Annotated in this window: 17 protein-coding genes; 10 read left to right on the forward strand and 7 right to left on the reverse strand. The window is 50.8% G+C overall.

Features of this window, described 5'->3' with window-relative positions:
- The first annotated feature begins 77 nt into the window (after window positions 1–77).
- The 5 genes from CRP01_RS06730 (at window position 78) to CRP01_RS06750 (ending at window position 4,831) form a co-directional block, all read left to right on the forward strand.
- Window positions 78–1,373 (forward strand): hypothetical protein, encoded by a 1,296-nt coding sequence (locus CRP01_RS06730; protein WP_099149254.1) that lies wholly within the window; start codon window positions 78–80, stop codon window positions 1,371–1,373.
- Between the two features lie 189 nt (window positions 1,374–1,562).
- On the forward strand, window positions 1,563–2,183 hold the full coding sequence (locus tag CRP01_RS06735; RefSeq protein WP_099149255.1) for a YceI family protein: 621 nt from the start codon (window positions 1,563–1,565) through the stop codon (window positions 2,181–2,183).
- 345 nt (window positions 2,184–2,528) lie between these two features.
- A complete protein-coding gene (locus CRP01_RS06740) occupies window positions 2,529–3,479 on the forward strand; it encodes an energy transducer TonB (RefSeq protein ID WP_233752638.1) in 951 nt (316 codons plus the stop codon).
- Between the two features lie 32 nt (window positions 3,480–3,511).
- A complete protein-coding gene (locus tag CRP01_RS06745; protein ID WP_170110260.1) occupies window positions 3,512–4,354 on the forward strand; it encodes a universal stress protein in 843 nt (280 codons plus the stop codon).
- 30 nt (window positions 4,355–4,384) lie between these two features.
- Window positions 4,385–4,831 (forward strand): CBS domain-containing protein, encoded by a 447-nt coding sequence (locus CRP01_RS06750; RefSeq protein ID WP_099149257.1) that lies wholly within the window; start codon window positions 4,385–4,387, stop codon window positions 4,829–4,831.
- A gap of 143 nt (window positions 4,832–4,974) precedes the next feature.
- Here CRP01_RS06750 and CRP01_RS06755 read toward each other — a convergent pair whose 3' ends face one another.
- The 5 genes from CRP01_RS06755 to CRP01_RS06775 all read right to left on the reverse strand — a co-directional run bounded on the left by CRP01_RS06755 (window position 4,975) and on the right by CRP01_RS06775 (window position 12,152).
- Window positions 4,975–6,258, reverse strand: coding sequence for a hypothetical protein (locus tag CRP01_RS06755; protein WP_143473295.1), 1,284 nt, complete (start codon window positions 6,256–6,258; stop codon window positions 4,975–4,977).
- Between the two features lie 151 nt (window positions 6,259–6,409).
- On the reverse strand, window positions 6,410–9,472 hold the full coding sequence (locus CRP01_RS06760) for a TonB family protein (RefSeq protein WP_099149259.1): 3,063 nt from the start codon (window positions 9,470–9,472) through the stop codon (window positions 6,410–6,412).
- A gap of 131 nt (window positions 9,473–9,603) precedes the next feature.
- The gene (locus CRP01_RS06765; protein WP_099149260.1) at window positions 9,604–9,972 is read right to left on the reverse strand and encodes a BlaI/MecI/CopY family transcriptional regulator; all 369 of its coding nucleotides are present in this window, start codon (window positions 9,970–9,972) and stop codon (window positions 9,604–9,606) included.
- 69 nt (window positions 9,973–10,041) lie between these two features.
- Complete coding sequence (locus CRP01_RS06770; protein ID WP_099149261.1) at window positions 10,042–10,935, reverse strand: alpha/beta fold hydrolase; 894 nt, start codon at window positions 10,933–10,935, stop codon at window positions 10,042–10,044.
- Window positions 10,936–10,970: 35 nt separating this feature from the next.
- Window positions 10,971–12,152, reverse strand: a complete 1,182-nt coding sequence (locus tag CRP01_RS06775; RefSeq protein ID WP_099149262.1) for a tetratricopeptide repeat protein — start codon at window positions 12,150–12,152, stop codon at window positions 10,971–10,973.
- A gap of 641 nt (window positions 12,153–12,793) precedes the next feature.
- Here CRP01_RS06775 and CRP01_RS06780 point away from each other — a divergent pair.
- The 5 genes from CRP01_RS06780 to CRP01_RS06800 all read left to right on the forward strand — a co-directional run bounded on the left by CRP01_RS06780 (window position 12,794) and on the right by CRP01_RS06800 (window position 21,310).
- Complete coding sequence (locus tag CRP01_RS06780; RefSeq protein ID WP_099149263.1) at window positions 12,794–14,623, forward strand: hypothetical protein; 1,830 nt, start codon at window positions 12,794–12,796, stop codon at window positions 14,621–14,623.
- Window positions 14,624–14,735: 112 nt separating this feature from the next.
- On the forward strand, window positions 14,736–15,374 hold the full coding sequence (locus CRP01_RS06785; RefSeq protein ID WP_170110261.1) for a T9SS type A sorting domain-containing protein: 639 nt from the start codon (window positions 14,736–14,738) through the stop codon (window positions 15,372–15,374).
- Between the two features lie 444 nt (window positions 15,375–15,818).
- On the forward strand, window positions 15,819–16,793 hold the full coding sequence (locus tag CRP01_RS06790) for a hypothetical protein (protein WP_099149265.1): 975 nt from the start codon (window positions 15,819–15,821) through the stop codon (window positions 16,791–16,793).
- Between the two features lie 26 nt (window positions 16,794–16,819).
- On the forward strand, window positions 16,820–18,361 hold the full coding sequence (locus tag CRP01_RS06795; protein WP_143473297.1) for a T9SS type A sorting domain-containing protein: 1,542 nt from the start codon (window positions 16,820–16,822) through the stop codon (window positions 18,359–18,361).
- Between the two features lie 90 nt (window positions 18,362–18,451).
- Window positions 18,452–21,310: a CHAT domain-containing protein gene (locus CRP01_RS06800; protein ID WP_099149267.1), complete on the forward strand. Its 2,859-nt coding sequence runs from the start codon at window positions 18,452–18,454 to the stop codon at window positions 21,308–21,310.
- Between the two features lie 249 nt (window positions 21,311–21,559).
- Here CRP01_RS06800 and CRP01_RS06805 read toward each other — a convergent pair whose 3' ends face one another.
- Window positions 21,560–22,525, reverse strand: coding sequence for a tetratricopeptide repeat protein (locus tag CRP01_RS06805; protein WP_099149268.1), 966 nt, complete (start codon window positions 22,523–22,525; stop codon window positions 21,560–21,562).
- Window positions 22,526–22,529: 4 nt separating this feature from the next.
- Window positions 22,530–23,156 carry an RNA polymerase sigma factor gene (locus CRP01_RS06810; protein ID WP_099149269.1) on the reverse strand — a complete coding sequence of 209 codons (627 nt, stop codon included), beginning with the start codon at window positions 23,154–23,156 and terminating at the stop codon, window positions 22,530–22,532.
- Window positions 23,157–23,415: the final 259 nt, after the last annotated feature.

Genomic DNA, 23,415 nt, shown 5'->3' on the forward strand with positions numbered 1-23,415 from the left:
AAGTAAAAATTAAAGTCAACAACTCACAGAAGCAACTTGGTTGCTCCCAATCAACTAGCTTCATAAAATTTAATCGTATGAAAACCCTAAGATTTTTTGCCAGTTGGATATTGGCCATGATCGTACTACTTTCAGCTAATACAATGTTGGCTCAGCAAGCGAAAATTGATTACTACCGGCCTTATGACCAAAACGGTATCAATGTATTCGAGGCAGCCAACGAAAGCACGGTTCCTTTTAACGGCTTGGACGTAAAGATCGGCGCCAATTTCACTCAACAGTATCAAATGTTGAGTCACAGTAATAACTCCACAAATCCCGATAACGAATTGTATCCATTAGGTTCAGGTTTCAACCTGGCAACTGCCAACCTTAACCTGGATGTTCAACTGGACGACGGTATCCGGGTATCTCTGGAGAACTACATGTCTTCTCGCCACCACTCCGAATTCTGGGTGAAAGGCGGATACATCCAAATCGATAAACTGCCCATGCTGGGTAACCCACAGTGGTTCACCGACCTGGTACGCGTAAAGATCGGTCACATGCAAATCAACTACGGTGACCAACAGTTCCGCAGAACCGATAACGGTAACGCCCTGTACAACCCATTCGTAGGCAACTACATCCTGGATGCATTTGCTACCGAGATTGGCGGTGAGGTTTACCTCTTCCCTACTGATAACATCACGGCTGCCGTTGGTATGACCGCGGGCCTGATCAAAGGGGACGTGAAAGATTACATGCCGGATGACGACGGACGCGGAGGCAAAAACCCATCCGTATACGTGAAACTGGCTTACGATAACCAGTTCAACGAAGACCTGAGATTCCGCTTATCCGGATCCCTGTACGCAAACAGCAATACACCGAGAAACACCCTCTATAGTGGTGACCGTACCGGTTCCAGATTCTACAATGTAATGGTAACTCCAGACGGAACCAGCGCTTTTACTACCGGTCGTATCAACCCGGGTTTCAACAACGAGATCACTTCCTTTATGATTAACCCGTTCTTGAAATACAAAGGCCTGGAATTCTTCGGAACTTACGAAGTGAGTAGCGGTAAATCCAACAGCGAAAGTGCCAAACGCGACATCACTCAGGTAGCCGGCGAAGTAGTCTACCGCTTCCTGGATCGCGAACAACTGTACCTGGGCGCACGCTACAACACCGTAACCGGACAACTCTCCGGCATGACCGAAGACATCACTGTTGACCGGGTCGAACTGTCCGCTGGCTGGTTTGCCACCAAGAACCTGCTGCTGAAAGCTGCCTATGTCGGCCAAAACTATAAAGACTTCCCGGCAGACGACATCTACGCAGAGGGTGAATTCAATGGACTGATGATCGAAGCAGTGATCGGTTTCTAAGGTCACCGCGCATCATCAAACTCAAAAGTACAACAGTCATTTGATCGGTGTGGGAGGAGTCCATAGAACCTCGAACTATGTGGCTCCTCCACTTTTTTTTGATACTCTGATGATCGGATACTGTACGCCAATGATTATATTGTTTTCAACCGCATCGTATCCGCCACCTAATAGCAAAAACAAGCAAACATGAAACGCTTAACGCTTCTCGGGATCTTATCCTTAATAGTGAGCTTGGTGTTTCTTTCCAATCGATATGCCGCACTCACCGGTGAATTCATAATAGATCCGTCTAGTCAACTAAGATTGGAAGGAGTAACGAACGTCAACCGGTTCTCTTGCGATTGTTCTGACAATTTCCCTAAGGATACCTACGAACTGATTCAGGATAACCGTCCTTTCATTATCAATTTGCGAAATACGGATTTTCGCCTCGCCACCAACAAACTGGATTGTGGCCGCAAAGGGATCAATAATGACCTCCGTAAGGCCCTGAAGGCCGATTCCTTTCCGTTTATCCGGATCGAGGTACAAACGATCCGCCTGCCGGAAGGAGCGGGCGAAATCAGCTCTACGGCCTGGACCGAGATCCCCGTAAAGACCCAGATCACCATTGCCGGTACCCGGCGTCCGCTTCACCTGAGCGTAGAAGCCAAAGCGCTGGGGGACGACTACTACCAGTTGCGCAGCCGCACGGAAGTGGCCATGTCCGATTTCGGTATCGATCCGCCCCGGCCCATGTTCGGGATGATCAAAGTGGAGGATGTGATCACCATTCACTTTGATCTGAAAGTTCACCTATTGACCTGATCAACACCTTATCCGGTGCCTGTGCACGCTGCAATGGACGGGCACCACAGGTATAACTCCCGGCCGCTTGTCCTACAGGTAGCCGGGAACGCCTGCCCCTTCAGTCGGTTCCGGCCAGTCTTCCCGGTCAAAAATGCCGAAAAGCAGCCCTTAAAATGCGAAAAAGCACCGCAATCTGCGGAAATTACCCGGCTTTGCCCGGCCCCCTCACCGAATCACCAATCGATCACCCGGACGGATGATTTTTCTCACCACCACTTCTGCCAATCCTCATTTCAACATCAGCAGTAAGGTCATAAATTGAGACATATAAGAAATCAATTTATTCACCTAAATGCTAAAGCCATGATGACGGACTATGGTATCAGCGGAACAAACCTAATGCTTATAGCGGCAATTGGCCTGGGATTATTTATCCTGTTCATTGTAGGTGGCCGTTTGTATCTGAATCGCCAAACGGATAAACACCTTGCCGAAAAAGCCAACCACCCCAAGCGGGTATCAAAAGCCCTGAGAAAGTATCAGGACGTAGACGTATTCCGGTTCCGGTCCATCTTTTTGTACCTGGGACTGATCGGCGTCTTAGCGGTAGCGATCTCCGCATTCAACTGGACGGATTATGATGACGGCAGCGTAGCGCAGGCCGTAACTTATGATCTCGACTTCGATATTGAAATGGAGCCTCCTCCAGCAACGGCGGAAGCCCCTCCTCCTCCCCCACCGCCCCCGCCGACGGTAATTGAAGAGATCCCAAAGGATATCATCATGGAAGAAGAGGAAATTGAATTTGTCGACCAGTCTATCGATGCGGACGCTTCCATTGATGCACCGGTTTTCGAAGAACCCGAAGAAGCAGCACCTCCTCCCCCGCCGCCCCCGCCTCCTCCTCCAAGAGAGCCGGAAGTAGCCGAGATCTTCAAGATCGTGGAGGATATGCCCCGCTTCCCCGGTTGTGAAACTGCCAGCACCAGCAAAGAAGAGAAAAAGGCCTGTGCGGATAGAAAACTGATGGAGTTCCTGTATTCCGAACTGCACTATCCGGGCATCGCCCGCGAGAACAATATCGAAGGTATGGTCGTGGTCGGATTTGTGATCAATACGGACGGTTCCATTACCGATGCACAGATCTTACGCGATATCGGAGGTGGCTGTGGAGAAGAAGCCCTCCGGGTAGTCAACAAGATGAACAACATGGAAAACAAGTGGATCCCGGGACGTCAGCGCGGTATTCCGGTACGGGTACAATTCACCCTTCCGGTACGCTTCAAGCTGGCTAACGACCGAGCACAATTGTAGCTGCATTTATGTTCTATTATAAAAAGACCGCCATGGAAAAGATCCAAAAAATACTGGTCCCTACGGATTTTTCGCAAGCCGCCCAACATGCATTTGTCTACGCGCTGCGAATGGCCGACCGCCTGGAAGCATCCGTACATCTGCTGCACGTAATTTATCCACAGGTGGATAGCTTTGATGCGCCGATCATTGCCACCCAGGCAACCCGGGCTCAGATAGATGCAGCCAAAGAAGTGATGATAACCTTTTCCGATGCCGGCATTGCCGAAGTGAGCAAAGAACTGACCCATGAAGCCGAGGTCACCAGCAGTGTGGAAGTAGGCAGTGCCGTAGCTGTAATCAACTCCGTTGCGGAGAAAGAATTGTTCCCGCTGATCATCATGGGAACCCGTGGTGAGCATAGCACTTTGGAAAAACTACTGGGCACCGTCGCATCCGGCGTTGTCGGTCATGCACCCTGCCCGGTAGTTGTTGTCCCCGAAACTGCCGGCCTGAAGGATATTCTGCGGGTAGCTTACGCTACGGACCTGCAACTGGCCGATTCCTATGAGATCTGGAGAGTAGCCAAATTACTGGCCCCTTTCCATACCATCATGCATGTGGTGCATTTCGGCGATCAGGAGAAGAAGGGCGCGGCGCCCCGGCTTGAAGAACTCGAAAGTTTCTTCCAGGATAATGCCCCTGCTCTGCAGATCCAGTTCCATCAATTTGCTCAGGAAGAACTGACTGATGATATCAACGCCTTTGCCGATCAATACGGTATTGACCTGCTGGTCATGTACCGGACGCACCGGAGTTTTCCGGACCGGCTTTTTCACCGCAGCCGGACGAAGGCCATGTCCAAAAAGACCAAGGTGCCATTACTGGTCATGTAAAAGCAATTACTAACCACAAAAAACAAAGTCATGCAACTGGAAACACCCATCAGGGAAATCATGACGACGGCACTGATAACAGTCGCGCCGGATACGCCCGTAAAAGAGATACAAAAGATCTTTGCCGCCAACAGCTTCCACCACCTTCCGGTAGTAGAAGCCGGTAGCCAGCTCGTCGGTATTGTTAGCCGGGAGGATTTTCGGATCTTCTACGAACAATTATCCGCCCAGAGCAGTGGACCGACCTGGTCGCACATGCAGTTGGAACACCGCCGGGCCAAAGATCTGATGACGGCCTCTCCGCTATGCCTCGATCCCGATGATACCATCGGTCTGGCGGCGGATATCTTTCTGGCCAATAAATTTCACGCGCTTCCCGTAATCGAGGATGGCCTGCTGATGGGCATTCTCACCACGCACGATATTCTGGCCTACAGCGTGGGAGCGGGAAATCTCAGTGAAGAAGAAGTGGGCTGATCTCACGAATCAGCTCCAGTCACAATAGGTGACCGGGAATGCAGGGACCTACCGGATAGAGAATTTCCGGAGATCCGCATTACCGGCCACCTTTATTTTTTTGTCCACAACTATTTTTTCAGCTACCAGAAAAAGAAAGGCGTTTATTCCGTAACGGTATAGCTTTCTCTTCGACCGTGATCCGCCGGGCTCAGACCGCCAAACTTCACTGATTCCCGAAAAAAGGTGCGCCGGACCGGAAAATCCTGATAGGTGAATACCGTCGCCTCGTCCAGTTCCAGATCCGGCAGGTGAGACTCCACAAAAGGTAGGGCCTCCGTGATGAGATCCGGTAACTCAGGAAACGGAGGATTGATTTTAGCGGCGTAGGTCCCCCGTACACTCCATACCAATAACTGATCCCGATCCGGACCCCGTTCCAGATACCGGGCGGAAATATCGTAACCGTCAAACGGGCGACCCGCCTCAAATTCCAGATTCTTCACATCCGTAAGGTGGACCATCAGATCCAGCTCCGGCAACTGGTAATCCGTCCGGAGCGGCCCGATCTCCGTAATACCGTAGAAGCCCTTTCCGAAAATTCCGATCCGGCAATAATTCCGGAAATAGTCAAATACACCGGCCGGCACGAACGGGCTTACACTGTTTGCCCCACCTTCAAGATGGTGATAAAATACTTCCTTTTCCTGAGCGGGAGCATCGGCTTTGTAGCCGTAAGCGGCTACGTAGCCTCCTGCCGCCGGGGGTACGCTAATGGACACGGGTTTTTCGATCAGGGGTAAGTCCAGACTATTGATCTCCTGACTTTCCGGTCCGCTTACCCGTTGCCAGAAATACCGGACCCCGCTCTCATTTTTTCTTTTGAATGCGATATATACGTCTTCCGGAAATTCATCGACCAGGATCGTGCGAAAATAGGTGCCGTTATCACCGTCCGATTCACTTCCGCTGCCGTAGGTGTTGCTGTCGACAAAATGTTCATTCTGCTCGATCTCTCCCCCGGTATTGATAAACTTCAGGTTCAACTCCTGCCGGTTCGGGAGGGGCCGACGCTCCAGATCCCAGGTATCGGGCTCAATATCCGAATAGGAGTCAACGGTATACCTTTCCGAACGATGCGAGCCCTGGAACCGGTAATAAACCCGGACGATGTGGGCGTGCATGGGCCGGTTGGCATGATCGTAATTACCGGAAAGCTTCAGGAGGGTACCGTCCAGGAGTTCTCCCGCATCGATCACCGTTCCCGTTTCATCGGTGATGTAGGCAAAACTCCGATCGGCATATCCTTCCTGGGTACGGTGATAGTCCTCCGGTACATTAATGGAAAGTAAAACTTCGGGGCCGGTCGATACCGGATCTTTCTGTACACAGTGGGTGCAGGTGATCAGGACCAGTAAAGCCAGAATGGAGCGAGAGGTGGGCGTCATGAATTTGTTTTTGCGCTGTTTTCCTAAAAATACATCCAGTTTTACAAAAACCATGAACTGCACCCGGAAATAAAAAATACCCTGACACCGGTTCGGCATCAGGGCATATTTTTATCAGTCGGGTAATAATTCGGCTCTGGCAGCGCTTGTCTTACTGCACAATAACCGTAGAAGTATACATTTTCTCTCCCTGCTGTACGGAGATAAAGAGCGTGCCTTTCGGGGCGTCACTGAGATCGATCTGTTCGTCAAAGTTACCGTTGAACTGCGGTATGTTTCTTTGGTAAACCGCCTGTCCCTGGGCCGTCAGCACCCGCACCTGCAGTGGTTGGGCTTCCGCCTGGAACCGCAGATTGATCAATCCGTTGGTCGGGTTGGGCGCGGCTTTGAAGTTTTTAAGATCGAGCATTGTTGTGGCCGGTTGCTGGTCCGGACCATTTACTTTTACCGTGGTCGCCGGGCGTTCTACACTGGTCGTTTTAAACCGGACGGGCAAATTGAAGATCACATCTACCAGCTTGCCATCCTGACGGCCCGGTATCCAGTCCGGCATTTTATCGATCATATTCAGGACCGATTCGTTGAGGCCGTGCCCCAGTCCTTTCAGGATGCGTACATCCCGGATCTTGCCGTTCTTTCCGACTACAAAGCTCACCACCACCGTACCGGAAGTGCCCGCCTTTTTGGCGGCTTCGGTATAGGTGACATTTTTGTAGATGAAATCGATCATGTTTTTATCGGCACAATTCTGACGTTCTGCAACATCCACTCCTTCACAACCCGGGAAACGCGGCATTTCTTCCGCGATCTTGAAGGCCTCCAGCGGAGAACGGGTCTGTCCGTAGCCGGTTACGACTATCTCTTCCGCAACCTGGCCATCAATGGCCATTTTTTCCAGGTAAGCCCTTTTACTTTCTTTGTAATTTTCGTTACCGATCGCTTTTTTCGCGGCTCTACTTTCCTCTTCGTCCCCTTCAATATTGAATTGTACGGGCAGGATCATATCTACCGCTACGGGTTTACCGTCCTTGAGGGCCGGCTTCCAGTCCGGAAGTTCGTTGATCACCCGCAATACTTCATTATCCAGCGCCTCGTCAATGCCGCGGTGGATCATGGCGTTTTTCACTTTACCATCCGTGCCGATCGTATATTTCACGACGATCATCCCTTCGATATGGGCATTTCTGGCGGAAGCCGGATAACGGATATTCTTATAAACGTTCATCAGAAATCCTTTCCGGGAACAGTTCAGCTGGTCCTCGCCTTCCAGATCCTCACATCCGGGAAAGATCGGGCTGACATCGTAAGGACGATCCTTCGTAGAGATGCGTACCACCCCATTGGCCCCGGCCTCTCCGAATTCTTTAATAGCCGACTCACCTTTGAGCACATCGATCATCTCAATATCGTTCGGATCCAGGTCATTGATATCCCCTTCGAACACTTCACCGTCCAGGATGAACAGGGGATCCACAGGGGCGTGTCCCAGCTTGGAAATGATCACTTTGGCCGAAGGCGCTTCTTTGTATTGGTTGTCGGTCTCGTTGTTCGCTTTCTTGAAGTCTTTGGTATAGATCTGAATGGCGCCGTCTTTGGCTTTCTCTCCGTAGGCAGCGATGGCCGCTTCTCCCTTCAGCACATTGACTTTTGCGATATTTTCCTTATCGATGCTGCTTTTCCAGTCGGCCGGAGCGGGTTGGTCATTGATCAGTACGTAGGGTTCTCCCTCGCCTTTCAACTGGATCTCTTTTTCAAAATCCTTTGTATAGATCAGGACGGCACCGTCTTTGGCTTTCTCGCCGTAGGCTTTAATTGCCGATTCACCCTTCAGTACATTTACACTTTCGATATTGCTTTTATCCAAAGTTTCTTTCCAGTCAGCCGGTGCGGGCTTTTCGTTGATAAGAACATACGGATTTCCATCTCCGTTGAGCTTGATCGATCCGGTTTCTTTAAAGGATGCCGGCATCTCTACGCGTTGGCCACGGGTAAATAACTGAACACCGTATCTGTCAAATGCTTTCTGTATCTGTCCATCTTCGATGACCAGGAACAGACGAAATTCTTCGGCCACTTTTTTAGTGACCTGTAGGATATTGCTCCGGTGTTCCGGGTATTTCTGACTCCAATTCTCGTGTAAAACGGCAAACTGATCAATCAGATATTGCTCCTCTTGGGTTCCTTCACCATCGGCTTCCAATTTTTTTGCTTTGTCCAGAATGGCCCTCATCTTCTTTTCCAATACTTTAGGATCGAAGTCTTCATTCAGCGTAGCATTTTCGGTCACCCTTTCGTTTGAAGGACTATTTCCCAACAGATCCAGTGAATCATTGGCCACTGCTTCCCAATTGGAAAAGACGACCATCGCTACCACCAATAATGGGATCACCGGCAGATATTTCAAAAAGGCCTGGCGTCGAGAACGTGTCTTAGTCATCATCATAATTCGTTTTTTCAGTTGTGATTGAATAAAGTGATTCGCCAAGGCAAGCTGTAGTCCGGACTGCGATTGCCTGATTAATAAATGGCCATATTTTTTCTTTTCTCCGGTACGGATAGCTGCCGAATCGGCGATGTATTCGTGTACTATCCGAAGGGAGCGACGGTAGAGGTAGACCGGCGGACTGCACCATAAGAAGATGCTCACCAGTTCGACCAATAGCACGTCTATCGTGTGCCAGCCCCGTACGTGGGCCAGCTCGTGATCGGTTATTTTTTCTTCCGCAAATTCATCCAGGTTACCGAGTTTGCTTTTGAATACGACGCGGAAGAATGAAAAGGGCAAATGAGGCTCATCGGTAAGTGCTACCCGGTACTGCCCGACCCGGATGTGCTCGGCCCGTAGGTAGAGCGTGCTGATGCGCCAGATGCCACTCAGGAAGCGGAAAGCGGTCAGAAAGACCCCACCCCAGTAGATCCATTTCAAAAGGAGCATCCAGTCGAAATGCTGCTCGGCTGCTCCCGGGGCGGTCACGGTGACCTCCAGCGACTCCAGTCCCATATTGAGGGGCGCTACGTATAAAGTCACCCATTCACTCTCCTGTACCTGCATGCCGAACGGAGATGGTACGAAAGGGATGATCAGTCCCAGCACCAGCGTACCAAGTAGATACCATCGGTTCAGGTGAAAGAAGGTCTCATTGCTCAACCAGAAATAATAGAGCAGATAGAAAGTCAACCAACACAGGCTCACATCGAGTAAATAGGCTATCATATTTTGATGATTGAATTATATGATGATTTGATGATCTGATGGGTGTCAGCACACCTCCATCCTGGTCTTTTCCCGCAGCTACCCGGGACCTAACCGTATCATCATATCATCAAATAATCAGATGATCAATATTATTCTTCTTCCAACTTATCCATCAGTTCCGTCAATTCATTCAGGCTCAGGTCCTTCTCCTTGACGATAAAGGACACCAGCCGCTTCATGGAACCGTCGAAATAATTACTGACCAGGGTATTGAGACGCAGCTTACTGTAGTCCTCTTTTTTCACTTTGGGGTAGTACTCATAGGTACGGCCGTAGGCCTTGTGATCGACGAAGCCTTTTTCCTCCAGGCTCCGGACCAGCGTAGATACCGTACTGTGCGGCGGCATGGGCTGCCCCAGTTGTTCGTGAATATATTCCCGGATATTTGCTACCAGGCAGGGGCCCAACGTCCAGATGATCTGCATGATCTCCTCTTCGGCTTTGGTCAGTTTTTGCATAGCTTTTTGTTGTAGTACCGACTTACAGTCGATTAATATTCAAAAGTATCGGTCAATCAGCAATAATGCTTATCGCACCAGGCTCAAAATATTATCAATTACGATCCCCGGAACATCCCGGTGGACGAAATGTCCGGCCCCCGGCACGTAGATCAGGCCGCCGCCGCCACCGGTTTCATCGATCAGTTTGGACCAGTGATGCATCCATTGCTGCTTGCGGGCTTCGAAGAGCGCTTCCTGGTCCAGGTCTTTGCTCCGGTATTGCGGCGGCACATCAAACCGGCCGCCGATAAAAAAGACGACCGGGATCTTCGGCAGGGGAATATCCCGCAATCCGGCGAAATCCACTTTTCGCCAACCTTTCAGCACTTCCCGTTCCTGCCGGAGGGCTACCGGCATGTCCGGATCGATCTGGTCGGTATACAGTCGCTCGTACAACATTTCGTCGAGCTTCTTTTCCGGTACTCCGATCCGGCGGAAAGGCATTTTCCAATCTTCTTTGGATTCGGTAAAATCCGCCGGGTCCACACAGACCACTCCGGCTACTTCTTCCGGATAAAGTCCGGCGTACCCCCGCACGTATACGCCTCCAAGCGAATGCCCGATCAGGATATAGGGCGGCGGTATTCCCGCTTTTTGCAGTAAACTTCGCAGGGTAGCGGCCGTATTTTCCAGGCTCGGCACCTTTTCGTTGTATTCGGACTCCCCCACCCCGGTGCGATCGTAAGTGAATACGATCTGCGTGCGCTCCAGTTCTTCCAGGATCGGCTCCCAGTTGCCCATATCGGCACCCCATCCATTCTCAAAGACCAGGGCCGGTTGGCCGGGTTTGCGACCGGAAAGATCGTTATGGTACACCTGGAATTGTACACCGTCCAGCTCCAGCATTTTAGCCTGTCCGGAGACTACTCCTGCCAACAATAGCAGTAGTACGATGATCTGAAGGTGTTTTGCGTCCGTCATTTAACAATTTCCGTTTACTGCGCCGGTTGCGCCGCTTAATTACTGAAATGGATAAATTCTTTTAGCTGTTTTATCCGCTGTTCCGTGTATTCCCGGAACTTTTGGTTTTTGGTGTTTAGGTACTGTTCGTAATATTTCAGGGCGATCTTTTTATCCTTATAATATTGGTCACAGGTACGCGCCAGGTGAAAAATGTGCTCCGCGCTGGGATCGTATTTCAACGCTTCCCGGTAGTGATCGATCGCCGCTCGGTAGTTGTTTTCTTCCACCAGCACGGAAGCCAGATCAGCCTGGAAATCCGACATTTTTTCGGAAACGCCGAGTTCGATGGCCTGTTCAAAATGAGCGATGCTTTTGGCGTGCTCATCTTTGGCCCGGTAAGCCAGCCCCAGGTAGTGGTGCGTATATTCGGAGTCCTGCCCCCGATCCACTATCGCTTCCAGATGCCCGATCGCCTGGTCCATACTGTCCAGATAAATGTAGGCCACGCCCAGCATCATCTGGTAGTAATCACTGGTATCCCCCAGTTCCATGGCCCGGCGAATCGCCCCGGCTACTTCCTCGTGGTTTTTCCGCTTCTGTTCGAGCCGGGCGTTGTTGTAGAGCAGCGCCAGGTTGTTCGGATCGATCGCCCGTCCGCGTTTGACCATCAATTCGGCAGATTTCAGATCATTCAGCGCGAGGTACAGATCACAGAGTTGATCGATCGTTTCGATATCCGCTTCGTTCAATCCGTGGGCCCGTAAGAAATAGATCACACTTTGCAGCGGCTTGTTCATGCGCAGGGCCACATAACCGTTGCGCTTGTAGTAATAGGCATTGCTGGTATCGATCCGGATCAACTCCCGGTAATACTTTGCCGCTTCCCGGTAGTTGCTGGTCCGCTCGTAGATCGAACCGGTCGAACTCAGAGCGGTCGTATTCAGCGAATCGATCTTCAACACTTTATTGTAAAAGATCAGCGCATCCGGATAACGGCCCGACTGCTGATTACAGTAAGCGATCTTCAACAGATAATCGACATTCTCCGGATCTTTAATGTAGCAGGTGCTCAACAGGGTCTGAGCTTTGTCAAATTGGAACTGATTGATTAGTTCCAGGGCTTGCTGGTAGTTTCTACTGAGGTCGGTGGTGCTGTCGCTTTCCTGCGCAACACCGCTCAGACTCCAGAATAACAGCAATAAAATGCCCCACTTTTGGGTAACTTTCACAAACATACAACGTATTTTTTAGATTCGCAACTATTTTTTTAGATTCATAACGTATTTTTACGTTATAAAGCGTATTTACTAGATAGATGCGAAAAATCGGAGTTTTGGTGGGTGGGAAATAGAAAGGAAGTCCTGAACTACTTCTACTAAGTCTGGCCCTCGATCATTGCTCAATTCCGCTTTTAGCTATAGGCGGTATTACCAGTCTGGGCTCCCTGAGAAATATCGATTAGAGAATATTAATTTTTTATAAAAAAATATCCGAATAGATCTGATCCCTCAGCTGCATTTATACACCAAGACGTAAACGCCTGAAAATCAACATTAAAAAAACAAACCTCCCCCTTTTACGAGGCCGGACAAACTGATCCCTCAGCGGCCCTTTTAAAAGTTTTTTCAGGATTTTTTCCCGTTTCAATCTGACATTTTTTGCCTGTCCCGTCTAGTAAATGAACGCACCGGAAAAGCAGATTACTTCTACTTTTTCTTTCCAAAACATCAGTTTTTCAAGACGCATTCGCCATCACGAACAATGAATGGGCACTTGTTCTGACTGATTTGCTATTGCCGGCAACAATAGGTGTTCCAAAGGGCGGTTCCCGAAAAGCCTTAAAACGAGTAGGGATCAAATAACAAAATAACTAATCATGAAATCTTTTAATTTATCCTTCTTTATCGTACTGATCATCAGCTTCTTCGCTATCGACTCTGCCAACGCGCAGATCTACACTCCCTCCGGAGCGATCCAGGGCACTTCCGGAAACAATAACATCGGCCTCAGTCAAACCAGTCCCCAATCCAAACTCAGTATTTTCGGAGCCGGTGATCCACGGTTCAGCGCCTATATTTCTACCAATACCAGCGGTAACGGCGTCGCCGGTCTGGTTTCCGAACTGCCGGCGATCACCGGCGGAGCCGACTGGAATCGCAGTATCATGGCCCGGATCACCTCCGGCCGCGGCTATGCGGTCGGCCTGGATGCCCGGTCCTACAATACGGCCCCGGGTGCCGGTCGCTCCTACGGCCTGTACGCTACGGCCGGTAACGCGACCAGCAACTACAACTACGGGGTATTTAGCCGCCTGCTCGGCAGCAATAGCGGAACCGCCATTTTGGGTTGGGATGCCATCAATAATCCTGGCTGGAACCACAGTACCAACGGCAGTTGGGCGGGATATTTTGTCGGCAATGTAGGAGTAGACGGTAAAGTGGGGGTAAATACGGTGAATCCTCTATCCCAGGTCAGCATCAACGGAGACGGTGACACCCGCTACGGCGCTTATGTAACTTCCAACACCGCAGGCAATGGTGTAGCCGGCCTGGTATCTGAATTACCGAAAATTACCGGTGGGGCTGACTGGAACCGCAGTATCATCGCTAAAATTGAAGCCGGTACGGGTTACGCAGTCGGCGTGAACACATCCTCTTATACCGATGTGGCTTCCAATCAGGGACGTTCTTACGGTCTGCACGCTACGGCCGGTAACGCGACCAGCAATTACAACTACGGCGTATTCAGCCGCCTGCGGGGTGCCAACGCCGGTACCGCCATCCTGGGATGGGATGAGATCAACAAACCCACCTGGGACCACAGCACGAATGGAAGCTGGGCCGGATACTTTGTCGGCAATGTAGGAGTAGACGGTAAAGTGGGGGTAAATACGGTGAATCCTCTATCCCAGGTCAGCATCAATGGAGACGGTGACACCCGCTACGGCGCTTATGTAACTTCCAATACCGCAGGCAATGGTGTAGCCGGCCTGGTGTCTGAATTACCGAAAATTACCGGTGGAGCTGACTGGAACCGCAGTATCATCGCCAAAATTGAAGCCGGTACGGGCTACGCAGTTGGTGTGAACACATCCTCTTATACCGATGTGGCTTCCAACCAGGGACGTTCTTACGGTCTGCACGCTACAGCCGGTAACGCGACCAGCAATTACAACTACGGCGTATTCAGCCGCCTGCGGGGTGCCAACGCCGGTACCGCCATCCTGGGATGGGATGAGATCAACAAACCCGCCTGGGATCACAGTACGAACGGAAGCTGGGCCGGTTACTTTGTGGGCGATGTGGGAGTAGATGGTAAGGTCGCTATCGGCACCAACCAGATGCCCACTACCCTGAACGGATATAACCTCAGCAATTACAAACTGTATGTATGTGGCGGTATCCTGGCGGACGAATTACTGATCCCAAGTGTAAGCTGGTGCGACTACGTTTTCGAAGACACCTATGACCTTACCCCGCTGGAAGACGTAAAAGAGCACATCGCCACCAAAGGCTACCTGCACAAAACACCTTCCGCCGAAGAAGTAGAGAGCGAGGGCATGAAGATCGGCGAGATCACAGTAAATCAGCAGGAGAAGATCGAAGAGATCTTTCTACACCTGATCGAAATGAACGATCAGCTGCAGGAACTCAAAGCGGAAAATGCATCCCTGAAGACTCAGCTGGAACAGATCCGCAACAAGTAATAATCCCGGAACCGGGAGCGTGCGCAAACTGAAGACCATGATCCAACTGCGGTTGAAACGGCTTCACTTTACCGCACGCTCCACTATTTCTAAAAAGCAAAAATTCAATACCATGCAAAAGTTACTTTTCATTATACCGCTTTTCTTTTTCGCTCTTTTATCCGCACAGGCCCAGGAACCCAAGATCGTCGAATGGGTCGTATACACCGAGCACGCCTCGCTCCCGACAAAAGGTCGGCAGGCTTTACCCGAACTCACCTACGCATCCGAAAGCATTGAAGCCGAAGGTGAAGTGACCATCAATACCGGAAGTGCCGCGACCTTCCGTACCAGCCCGCAGGGAGAGATCAGTCTGATGGGACATTTTCAGGTAGAAAAGGGCGCTTTTTTCCGGGCGCACAAAGGACAACCGGAAGCCGAAGTAGTCGAAACGACTCCGGCCGAAGAACAATTCGAAACCCGGAACCCCGCAATAACTACCGCGCCGGAACTGTCCGTTATGCGGGCCTACCCGAATCCCTTCAGCGATTATCTGCAAATTGACCTGATCCTGGAAACGGATTCTCAACTGGAAATCGCACTTTACGACGCTACCGGAAAACTGGTAAAGGAGATCGTTCGGGAAAAACATCTACCCGCCGGTCGACACCAGGCAAAGATCAATACTTCCGGACTGGTACCGGGCATGTACTTCTGCGAAGTACTTACCGATAGCCAGCAATTCCGCAAAACCGTCGTTTGTACGGAATAATCACCGGAAGGTTGAGACTAAACGGGAATTGAGTACCAGGTACCGATCTCCCGTTTAGCTCATTATACCGGTGTTTCCTAGCCTTTAGCCATTCGGTGGTAAGATCGGAAACGTGGTCTTGGGAAATTTAACATAAAACTTTTACCTTTAATATTTCCTCCCGCATTGTCATCTTTTCTTGTTAAGTCTTCCCGAATTGGTTTTGTTCGTGGACGGTCGATGGTCGATGGTTGACGGTCGATGGTTGATGGTCGACGGTGGATGGTTGACGGTGGATGGTTGACGGTGGATGGTTGACGGTGGATCCGGGGGCTGTCGGAAGGAGGCCATCAGTATTTTCCACGATCTATTACGGATAGTATTTTAATTCAATCAACAATTTTACGGCGGTTCCCGAAAAGCCCCGATGTAACAGAGTAGGGATCAATATTAAAATTTAGAAAAATGAAACTACGCTCGCAGTTTACAGCAATTCTAACCACTTTTATTCTTCTCTTCAACCTGCCCCTGATGGCACAGGTAACGATCGGTCCGGATTATATCGGTATTAATGCCGCCGGTCCCTTATCTCCTCTATCCATAAATGGAAACGGCGATACCCGTTGGGGAGCACTTATCAAAACGACTTCCGGAGCCGACGGGGCTATTGGACTAAAAGCCGAAACGGCCGCTCCGGCTTGTGGTTCCTGCCGCGTCAGCGCGCTGGACGGACGGGTAGAATCCGGCCTTGGCTATACCATCGGAGCTCGTGGTATTTCCACCAATACTACCCCTTCCGGCAGCGGCCGGTCTTACGGAGTCTGGGCTCAGGCCGGCAATGCTACCAGTAATTATAATTACGGCCTGTACGGAGTGCTCTCCGGTGACAATGGCGGAACGGCCGTACTGGGCTGGGATCAGGTCAACTATCCCTCCTGGGACGAAAATACCAATGGCACCTGGGCCGGATATTTCAAAGGGGACGTGGATGTGGACGGCAGACTGGCCATCGGTGTGGATCAATTTAACTTTGTGATCCCGAATCCGACAGATCCCTTAAATGATCCTTTTGACCTCTCGAATTATAAACTCTTCGTGTGCGGAGGCATCCTGGCCGATGAGTGGCTGGTACCCAACGCGACCTGGTGCGATTATGTGTTTGAGGAGAATTACCGGCTCACTTCGCTGGAGGAGGTGGAGGAGCACATTGCCGAAAAAGGGCATTTGCACAATACCCCTTCGGCCAAAGAGATCGAATCTTCCGGGCTAAAAGTGGGTGACATCACCGTTAATCAACAGGAAAAGATCGAAGAGATCTTCCTGCATCTGATCGACATGAACAAGCGGCTAAATACGCTGGAAAAAGATAATGCCGACCTGAAAGCGGAGAACGCCCGCCTGAAGGCTCAATTGGCCGGGCAGCGCACCGGAAGTAAGTAATTTTTTCAAACCCTAAAGACAAGACCATGAAACGTTTGCTTTTAATGGGCATTCTGGCTTTGGCGTTTGGAATAACGCTTTCGGCTCAGCCCGATGTGATCATTGATTCTATTTTTATCGGTCAGGATACCCTGGTGCCGGATAGTTCGGGTTCCGTAGTGATGCTGGAGGATACCATACCCGTGTTTACCGATAGCTTTTTACTCCAGGTGAAAACCACTACGGAAAGTGAGTTGGTTTACTGGCGATTTTCCGGGGATTTTGACGGGGATGGCAGCATTACCGCGGGGGAGATCTTCACCTACGGCGGCTTTCCTCCCGAAGGGGAGCCCAACGGAGGGGTGATCTTGCAGATCTCCCAGCTCAATGATCGAGATTTCTCCGATCTGGTGGAGGTCTCGCTGGAAGTCGTGACTGACCCCGGCGACTTTGGTATGGGGACCGGGCAGGAGATCATTTTCGATATCATTGTCCTGGGCGGAGGACGGCTGGCGGTCGGTAATTCAACATCGGGAGGGACCAACTCCGATGATTGTCCATATAAAACGGGCACCTGTCGTTTGGGGAAAGTTAAGAACGGGATCCTGGAATTCTACGTCTATAATTTCGACGCTTCCTATTTACCGCTCTGCGATGCTGAATTTAGTAACCCGAATATCAACATCAGTATTTTTTCCGATCCCATCACGAAAATCGAAGATTGCACCCCCATTCCCCTGTCCACCGCCGGTATCAATATAGAGGTCTACGGACCTACCGGTACTTTGACGTCCATGCCGACCGGCGGTATCTTTGATATCGTACCCGGAGGATCGGCGAAATTTGAAATTCCCCTCTCCAGTACCTGTGTCACCGATGTAGGAAGTTTAATTGACTATTCCATTTACGTAGAGATTCCTTATCTGTTAAATTGCGTAGATACGACCATTGCTCCCTCGATGGAATTTGCGGGGGGAAGTATGTGTTTTGGTTGTGAGCAGCAAATTGAATACTCCTACCATACCACCGAGCCCACACTTTGGTACGGGCCTAACCATCTGCCCCGCTATAGCCGGGCAACGGAAAGCATTACGCTATACAGTGATGTGACGGTGGAATCCGGAGATATGGTCGAGATGGAGGTAGATCCGGACGGATTTATTCATGTCAAAAAATTTGTGTGTGATCCCGGCACCCTGGGCACCATTGCCAAAAGCGGATCCTTCTTTTACGCCCATCGATCCGAAGAAAATTGTATCTTATTAGCGGCGAATGAAGCACCCGAAATACCTCCGGACGCTGCCTCCCCGATCCGCGAACCGATCGAAGTGGCCGCCGTGAAGGTCTATCCAAACCCGGTTCGGGATCATTTTACGGTTGATCTGTTCCTGCCCGGAGAGAGCCGGGTCAGTCTGGTGTTATTTGACATCTTCGGGCGAGCGGTCAAACAGGCGATCCCGGAACAGGTATTCAGCCCGGGTGAGCATAACCTCCGGATCAGCGCCCATGACCTTGCCGATGGCATGTATTACGGTCAGGTCAGGATCGGGAACCGGCTGGAGACCATACCGCTCGTGAAATCGCAATAAACATTATGCCGTGAAATTGGTTTGATCCTGACTGTCTTTGACGGGCCAGGATCAAACCAGTTTAAGCCGGGCATACAAGTACAGGAAGCAATGTTCAGAAGTCTAAAGTCCACCATGCAACAAAAGAACCAGTTATCAATTCTTTTATTGATCATATTCCAGGGGATGATGCTAACGGCCTTCGGTCAGGTCGAAGCCATTGAAAAAATAGATAAACAGATTTCCGAACTGGCGAATGCCGGAGACCTCGAAGCCTGCATCGATCTGCACCGGCAGGCCCAGGCTATTTACGCCGCGGAGGAAGACTGGATAAATTATGCCGACCGCTACTGCGTGATCGGCTATTTGTACTGGAATCTGGAAGCTTTTGCGTCGATGGAATCTTATCTGGATTCGGCGCTGCAGACCGTACGCCGGCATGAGATCGACGAGCTGAATGACATCTACGGGGTCATCTGGAATTACTACGGCTTTTACTACAATGCCATTGGTGACAATCAGCAGGCGTATACTGCCTTTCAAAAAGTTCTGGAGATTGATCTGGCCCTGTACGAACAGGATAAAGAAAATTTTGATATCTCCTATCTCGGGTATGATTACCAGAATCTGGGGGCCGGTTTTAACGAGACCGGAGACTACGCCAAAGCCCTGGAGTATTTTGCGTACGCACTCCAGTATTTCCCAAAAAATAGTGCCGCTACTGCAACCTTGCTCAACAATATGGCCTTTGCCCACCAAATGCAGGATAATTTCAGCGAAGCGGGAAATTATTACCGCAAAGCCATGGAAACGGTAGAGCGCAGTCCCGAGGGAGTGGAAACCACCGCCACCAAAAAGCTGATCCTGAAAAATTTCCCCAGCTATTACACTATGACCAACCAACCGGATAGCGCACTCTTCTATCTGGAATTGCTCAGGTCATCGATCGATGATTCCGATAAGATCCCCCTGGCCCAATACTACCAGTTGATCGGAGAAACTCATTTCAACGCGAAGAACTACGCTGCCGCCGAAACGGCAGTCCGGCGTGCACTGCAATTGCGCCGTGAGGTCTATACCGCCAAACATCCGGAAATCGTTTATTCCTATACCAATCTCGGTGAGTTGTACGCCGCGCAGGGAGAGCACCAAAAGGCTCTACCCTATTTTCAGCGATCACTGGAAGCCGTGGCCTGGAACTTCCATGACACCACCGACCTCGCCGCCAATCCAGGTCTGACGGATAATATCAGCGATAAGCGGCGATTGCTCCGAACGCTGGATGGTAAAGCAAAAAGTTTGCAAGCCGGCGGCCAATCTGAACTGGCCAAGTCTACCTACCAACTCGCCCTCAATCTGATCGATTCGCTCCGGCTCAACTACCAGGCGGAAGGATCCAAATACGACCTGCTGAAACGTTCTTATTCGGTGTACGACGGAGCACTCCAACTGGCCGTCAACACCGATGACCCAGAGTTTGCCTTCCGGATAATGGAACGCAACAAAGCGACCGTTTTGCTGGAGAACATCAAACATCTGCAGGCCCGACAATTTGCCAACCTGCCGGAATCTCTGCTGGAGCAGGAGCAGGATATTAAAGTGCAAATGGCCTTCCTGGAACGAAAGATCAATAACAGTCTGGGAAATAAGGACCCGGAAAGTGAGCAAAAATACCGGCAGCAGCTTTTCGTTTACCAGCAGGAATATGAACAACTGATCGCTACCCTGGAGCGGGACTTTCCGCAATACTATGCGCTGAAATACGATCAGTCCTTACCGACCATATCCGAGGTGCAACAACAATTGCTCGACCCTTCTACGGCTATGCTGGAGTACTTCGTTGGGAAGGATTCCATTTTCGTAGCGGTGATCAGCAACGATCATTTCGAAGTACTGGCATTACCAAAGCTGGACGACTTCCGGATCGATATAGAAACCCTCCGCCGGGCCATGAACCAACCCGATGGCGGGGCGGCGGCATTTCAGGAATATACGACCGCCGCCTGGCGGATCTTTGATCGTTATGTGCGTACACCGCTCGGCACGCTGCCGGCGCAGGTCACCCAACTCATTGTGATGCCGGACGGGCAGCTTACCCAGATACCTTTTCAGAGTCTGCTTACCCATTCGGTGGTCGGACCGGTTGCGGAAAGTCGTTACGATACGCTGCCGTATTTGCTCAGGGATTATACGATCTCCTACGCCTATTCGGCCCGCCTGCTCAATACTTTTCAGGCCTCCGACCAGGGAGCTGCTGCTGGATCATTTCTGGGATTTGCGCCCGTATTCGACCAGGCTCCCTCCTTTGGCCTGGGCGCGTTGGCCTATAGCGAGCGGGAAGTCAACGACATCCGATCCATCATGGCCGGAGACGGTTATCTGCGCACCGCTGCCAGCACCGCTAATTTGCGTAATAAAGTGAATCAGTTTAACATCCTGCACCTGTCTACCCACGCCATGATCGATGATGAGTTCCCGCAGAACAGCAAGATCTATTTTAGTGATGATTTTCTCACGCTCAGCGATATCTACGCCTTGCCGCTGGCCGCCCGGCTCGTCGTGCTCAGTGCCTGTGAAACCGGCTTAGGTAAACTGCAAAGTGGGGAAGGAATGATCAGTCTGGCACGGGCGTTTATGTACGTTGGCTGCCCCAGTCTGGTCACCAGCCTCTGGCAGGTAAACGACCGGTCCACCAACGAACTGATGGTCGATTTTTATCGCCAGCTGCATGCCGGATCCTCTACCGCCGAAGCGCTCCGGACGGCTCAGGTAGATTACCTGGATAACATAAGTTCGGTGCAGCAGGCACATCCTTTTTACTGGTCTTCTTTTATTTTGGTGGGTCAACCCGATAGCCTCGGTAGCAACAACTCTAATTTCCGGTGGCTCTGGGCCATTGCCGGTTTCTGTGCCGTTCTAATCGGAGCGAGTTTACTCAGACGAAGGAAAAAGACGGTAGTTAAAACGTAACTCAAGCTATTGCGGCTATGCCCGGCAACACCTGGATTTCCCGACTCGTTGGGACAGGTTGTGCAAATACGCCATCGATAAATTTCTTCTCAATTCGTTGGCAGCCTCCCGACTGCATCGGGATAGGTTCTCCAGATGAGCACAGTTCCATTCCAGTTAAGAAACGTCCTCCTCAGGGGGGAAGTGTGCCGCAGGGCGGAGGAGGTAATATCAAATGCAAAAACCTAAAGTTGTGCAATATAACTCCACTCAATCCTTCAATTGCTCGAGCAGTTCGGTGGCTTTCCCCGCGAGCGGATACCCTTCGTCAATGATCGCGGATAAATTCCTGCGGGCGGATCCGACTTCATTAAGCTGCAGATAGGACAATGCCTGAAACCAGAGGGCCGCATCCCGGAACACACTGCCCGGGGTATCTAGTATGGTTTGGTAATTGGCTACAGCCGGCTCAAACCGCCCCATGGCGGTCTGGCTTTCCGCCCGTAGCAGGACGGCGTTCACATACAGACTGTCGTCCGCAGCAATCCCTGAAAGCCGGTCCAGCGCCTCGGGGTATTGCCCCTCATCAAACAGGCGGGACGCCTCCAGCAGAGCGGTTTCCGTATCGCTCCGGTCATTTTCCGACCTCAGATCACTGAAGGTAATTTTATTGCTGTCTTCCCAGTATTCCAGGGCCAGCGCCTCGTTGGAGCTACCTCCCAGGTCCGGCAGGACCAGCCAGGCTGCGATCAGCAACAAAAGCGTAGCGGCAATTCCGATCAGGAACCGCAGCGGCCTCATTTTTCCTTTTTGCGGTACGGTGGACGTCCCGGACCTCAGTTGCCGCTGAAAGGCCTGTTTTTTTTCGAGCACTTCCGGTTCTGCATGAGTCGTTTGGGAAACCAGAGTTTCCATTTCCAGGTACCCGGACATCCGGCGCTCCAGTTGTTCATCCTCCGCAACCCTTTTTTCGAAGTCGGCCAATTCCTCCTGATCGAGCTCGTAATAGAAAAAGCGACTGATCAGTTCAAGCTGATCCGCAGCAGTATCACCGGTAGCAGTAGCTCCCGTCGGCATACTTTCCGTAACATGGTCTTCCATTTCCCGGAAAAGCTCCACCCGGCGGGCAAACTCAGGGTCATCCCGCAACCTGCGTTCAAACTCAGCGAGTTCCTCCTCGTTGAGTTCAAAGGCAAAGAACCGGCCAATGTATTCGTATTCTTCCAGTTTATCCATGTCCTTAATTACGCTTGTTGAGCAGTAGTTCCAGTTCGAGGGCGGCCAGTACTTTAAGTCTTCGGGTACAATCGTACCGCAAAACGGTAGCTGACCGTGCATCTTCCAATCCCAGGAGGGAATAAATTTCCCGGGACTTCTCCACTCCCTGCTCAATGATCACATTAAATAGTTGCTGGCATTTATCGCTAAGCTTGACTCTGGCGCGTTCAAATGCCTCTTTCTTTATTCCGGCCCGGTCTTCTTCCGGGAACTGATCCGGTGCTGGCCCCTGGTCTGCACTTTGGGCCAGGGTCTCCTCGTCGGAAACGACCCGCAGCTTACTCTTTTTGCGGTGCTGGTCAATGCACATAAAACGGGCCATGGTATAAATGTATCCCTCAATATTAGCTTTCGGCAAAGGCCGGTCTCCGTTGACGAACTCTACCCAAAAACGGGCCACTGCTGCGGAGAAGTGCTCTTCGGCTTCCGTTTCCGAACGGGTGAGTTTCAGGAGGTTTCTTTTGCCTTTCTGATACAGATCTTGCAAAAAGGTATTGAGCGATTCGGGGCGACCAGCTTTAGCATCCCTGATCAGTTCCTGAAATTGCTCGTTGGTAGTAGTTTTTGACAGGCCTTCCGAATTGGGCATTACGGTGTATTTATAAGACGTAAAAAAGCGTAAATATCAGAAGCGGTATCCCGTTGATCTTAAAAAAAATAACCGGCCATCGGAAACATCTCTCCGCTCCGTATCCACAAAATCGCGCAGTATTTTTGGGAGAACAGAGCCGACCAATGATCCGACAACCATCGGGACCGCTTCTCTAAACCATGGAAATATATAAAAAATAAGGCGGTTAGCAGTTGGTGTGTATCTTACATTAGCAATTTTCCGGCCAAAGAAATGA

This window comes from Flavilitoribacter nigricans DSM 23189 = NBRC 102662, assembly GCF_002646595.1.
Lineage (GTDB): Bacteria > Bacteroidota > Bacteroidia > Chitinophagales > Saprospiraceae > Flavilitoribacter > Flavilitoribacter nigricans.

What these genes read in the sequence shown, in the direction of transcription:
- CRP01_RS06730 (WP_099149254.1), top strand. Translation starts at nt 78, where the DNA reads ATGAAAACCCTAAGATTTTTTGCCAGTTGGATATTGGCCATGATCGTA.
- CRP01_RS06735 (WP_099149255.1), top strand. Translation starts at nt 1,563, where the DNA reads ATGAAACGCTTAACGCTTCTCGGGATCTTATCCTTAATAGTGAGCTTG.
- CRP01_RS06740 (WP_233752638.1), top strand. Translation starts at nt 2,529, where the DNA reads ATGATGACGGACTATGGTATCAGCGGAACAAACCTAATGCTTATAGCG.
- CRP01_RS06745 (WP_170110260.1), top strand. Translation starts at nt 3,512, where the DNA reads ATGGAAAAGATCCAAAAAATACTGGTCCCTACGGATTTTTCGCAAGCC.
- CRP01_RS06750 (WP_099149257.1), top strand. Translation starts at nt 4,385, where the DNA reads ATGCAACTGGAAACACCCATCAGGGAAATCATGACGACGGCACTGATA.
- CRP01_RS06755 (WP_143473295.1), bottom strand. Translation starts at nt 6,258, where the DNA reads ATGACGCCCACCTCTCGCTCCATTCTGGCTTTACTGGTCCTGATCACC.
- CRP01_RS06760 (WP_099149259.1), bottom strand. Translation starts at nt 9,472, where the DNA reads ATGATAGCCTATTTACTCGATGTGAGCCTGTGTTGGTTGACTTTCTAT.
- CRP01_RS06765 (WP_099149260.1), bottom strand. Translation starts at nt 9,972, where the DNA reads ATGCAAAAACTGACCAAAGCCGAAGAGGAGATCATGCAGATCATCTGG.
- CRP01_RS06770 (WP_099149261.1), bottom strand. Translation starts at nt 10,935, where the DNA reads ATGACGGACGCAAAACACCTTCAGATCATCGTACTACTGCTATTGTTG.
- CRP01_RS06775 (WP_099149262.1), bottom strand. Translation starts at nt 12,152, where the DNA reads ATGTTTGTGAAAGTTACCCAAAAGTGGGGCATTTTATTGCTGTTATTC.
- CRP01_RS06780 (WP_099149263.1), top strand. Translation starts at nt 12,794, where the DNA reads ATGAAATCTTTTAATTTATCCTTCTTTATCGTACTGATCATCAGCTTC.
- CRP01_RS06785 (WP_170110261.1), top strand. Translation starts at nt 14,736, where the DNA reads ATGCAAAAGTTACTTTTCATTATACCGCTTTTCTTTTTCGCTCTTTTA.
- CRP01_RS06790 (WP_099149265.1), top strand. Translation starts at nt 15,819, where the DNA reads ATGAAACTACGCTCGCAGTTTACAGCAATTCTAACCACTTTTATTCTT.
- CRP01_RS06795 (WP_143473297.1), top strand. Translation starts at nt 16,820, where the DNA reads ATGAAACGTTTGCTTTTAATGGGCATTCTGGCTTTGGCGTTTGGAATA.
- CRP01_RS06800 (WP_099149267.1), top strand. Translation starts at nt 18,452, where the DNA reads ATGTTCAGAAGTCTAAAGTCCACCATGCAACAAAAGAACCAGTTATCA.
- CRP01_RS06805 (WP_099149268.1), bottom strand. Translation starts at nt 22,525, where the DNA reads ATGGATAAACTGGAAGAATACGAATACATTGGCCGGTTCTTTGCCTTT.
- CRP01_RS06810 (WP_099149269.1), bottom strand. Translation starts at nt 23,156, where the DNA reads ATGCCCAATTCGGAAGGCCTGTCAAAAACTACTACCAACGAGCAATTT.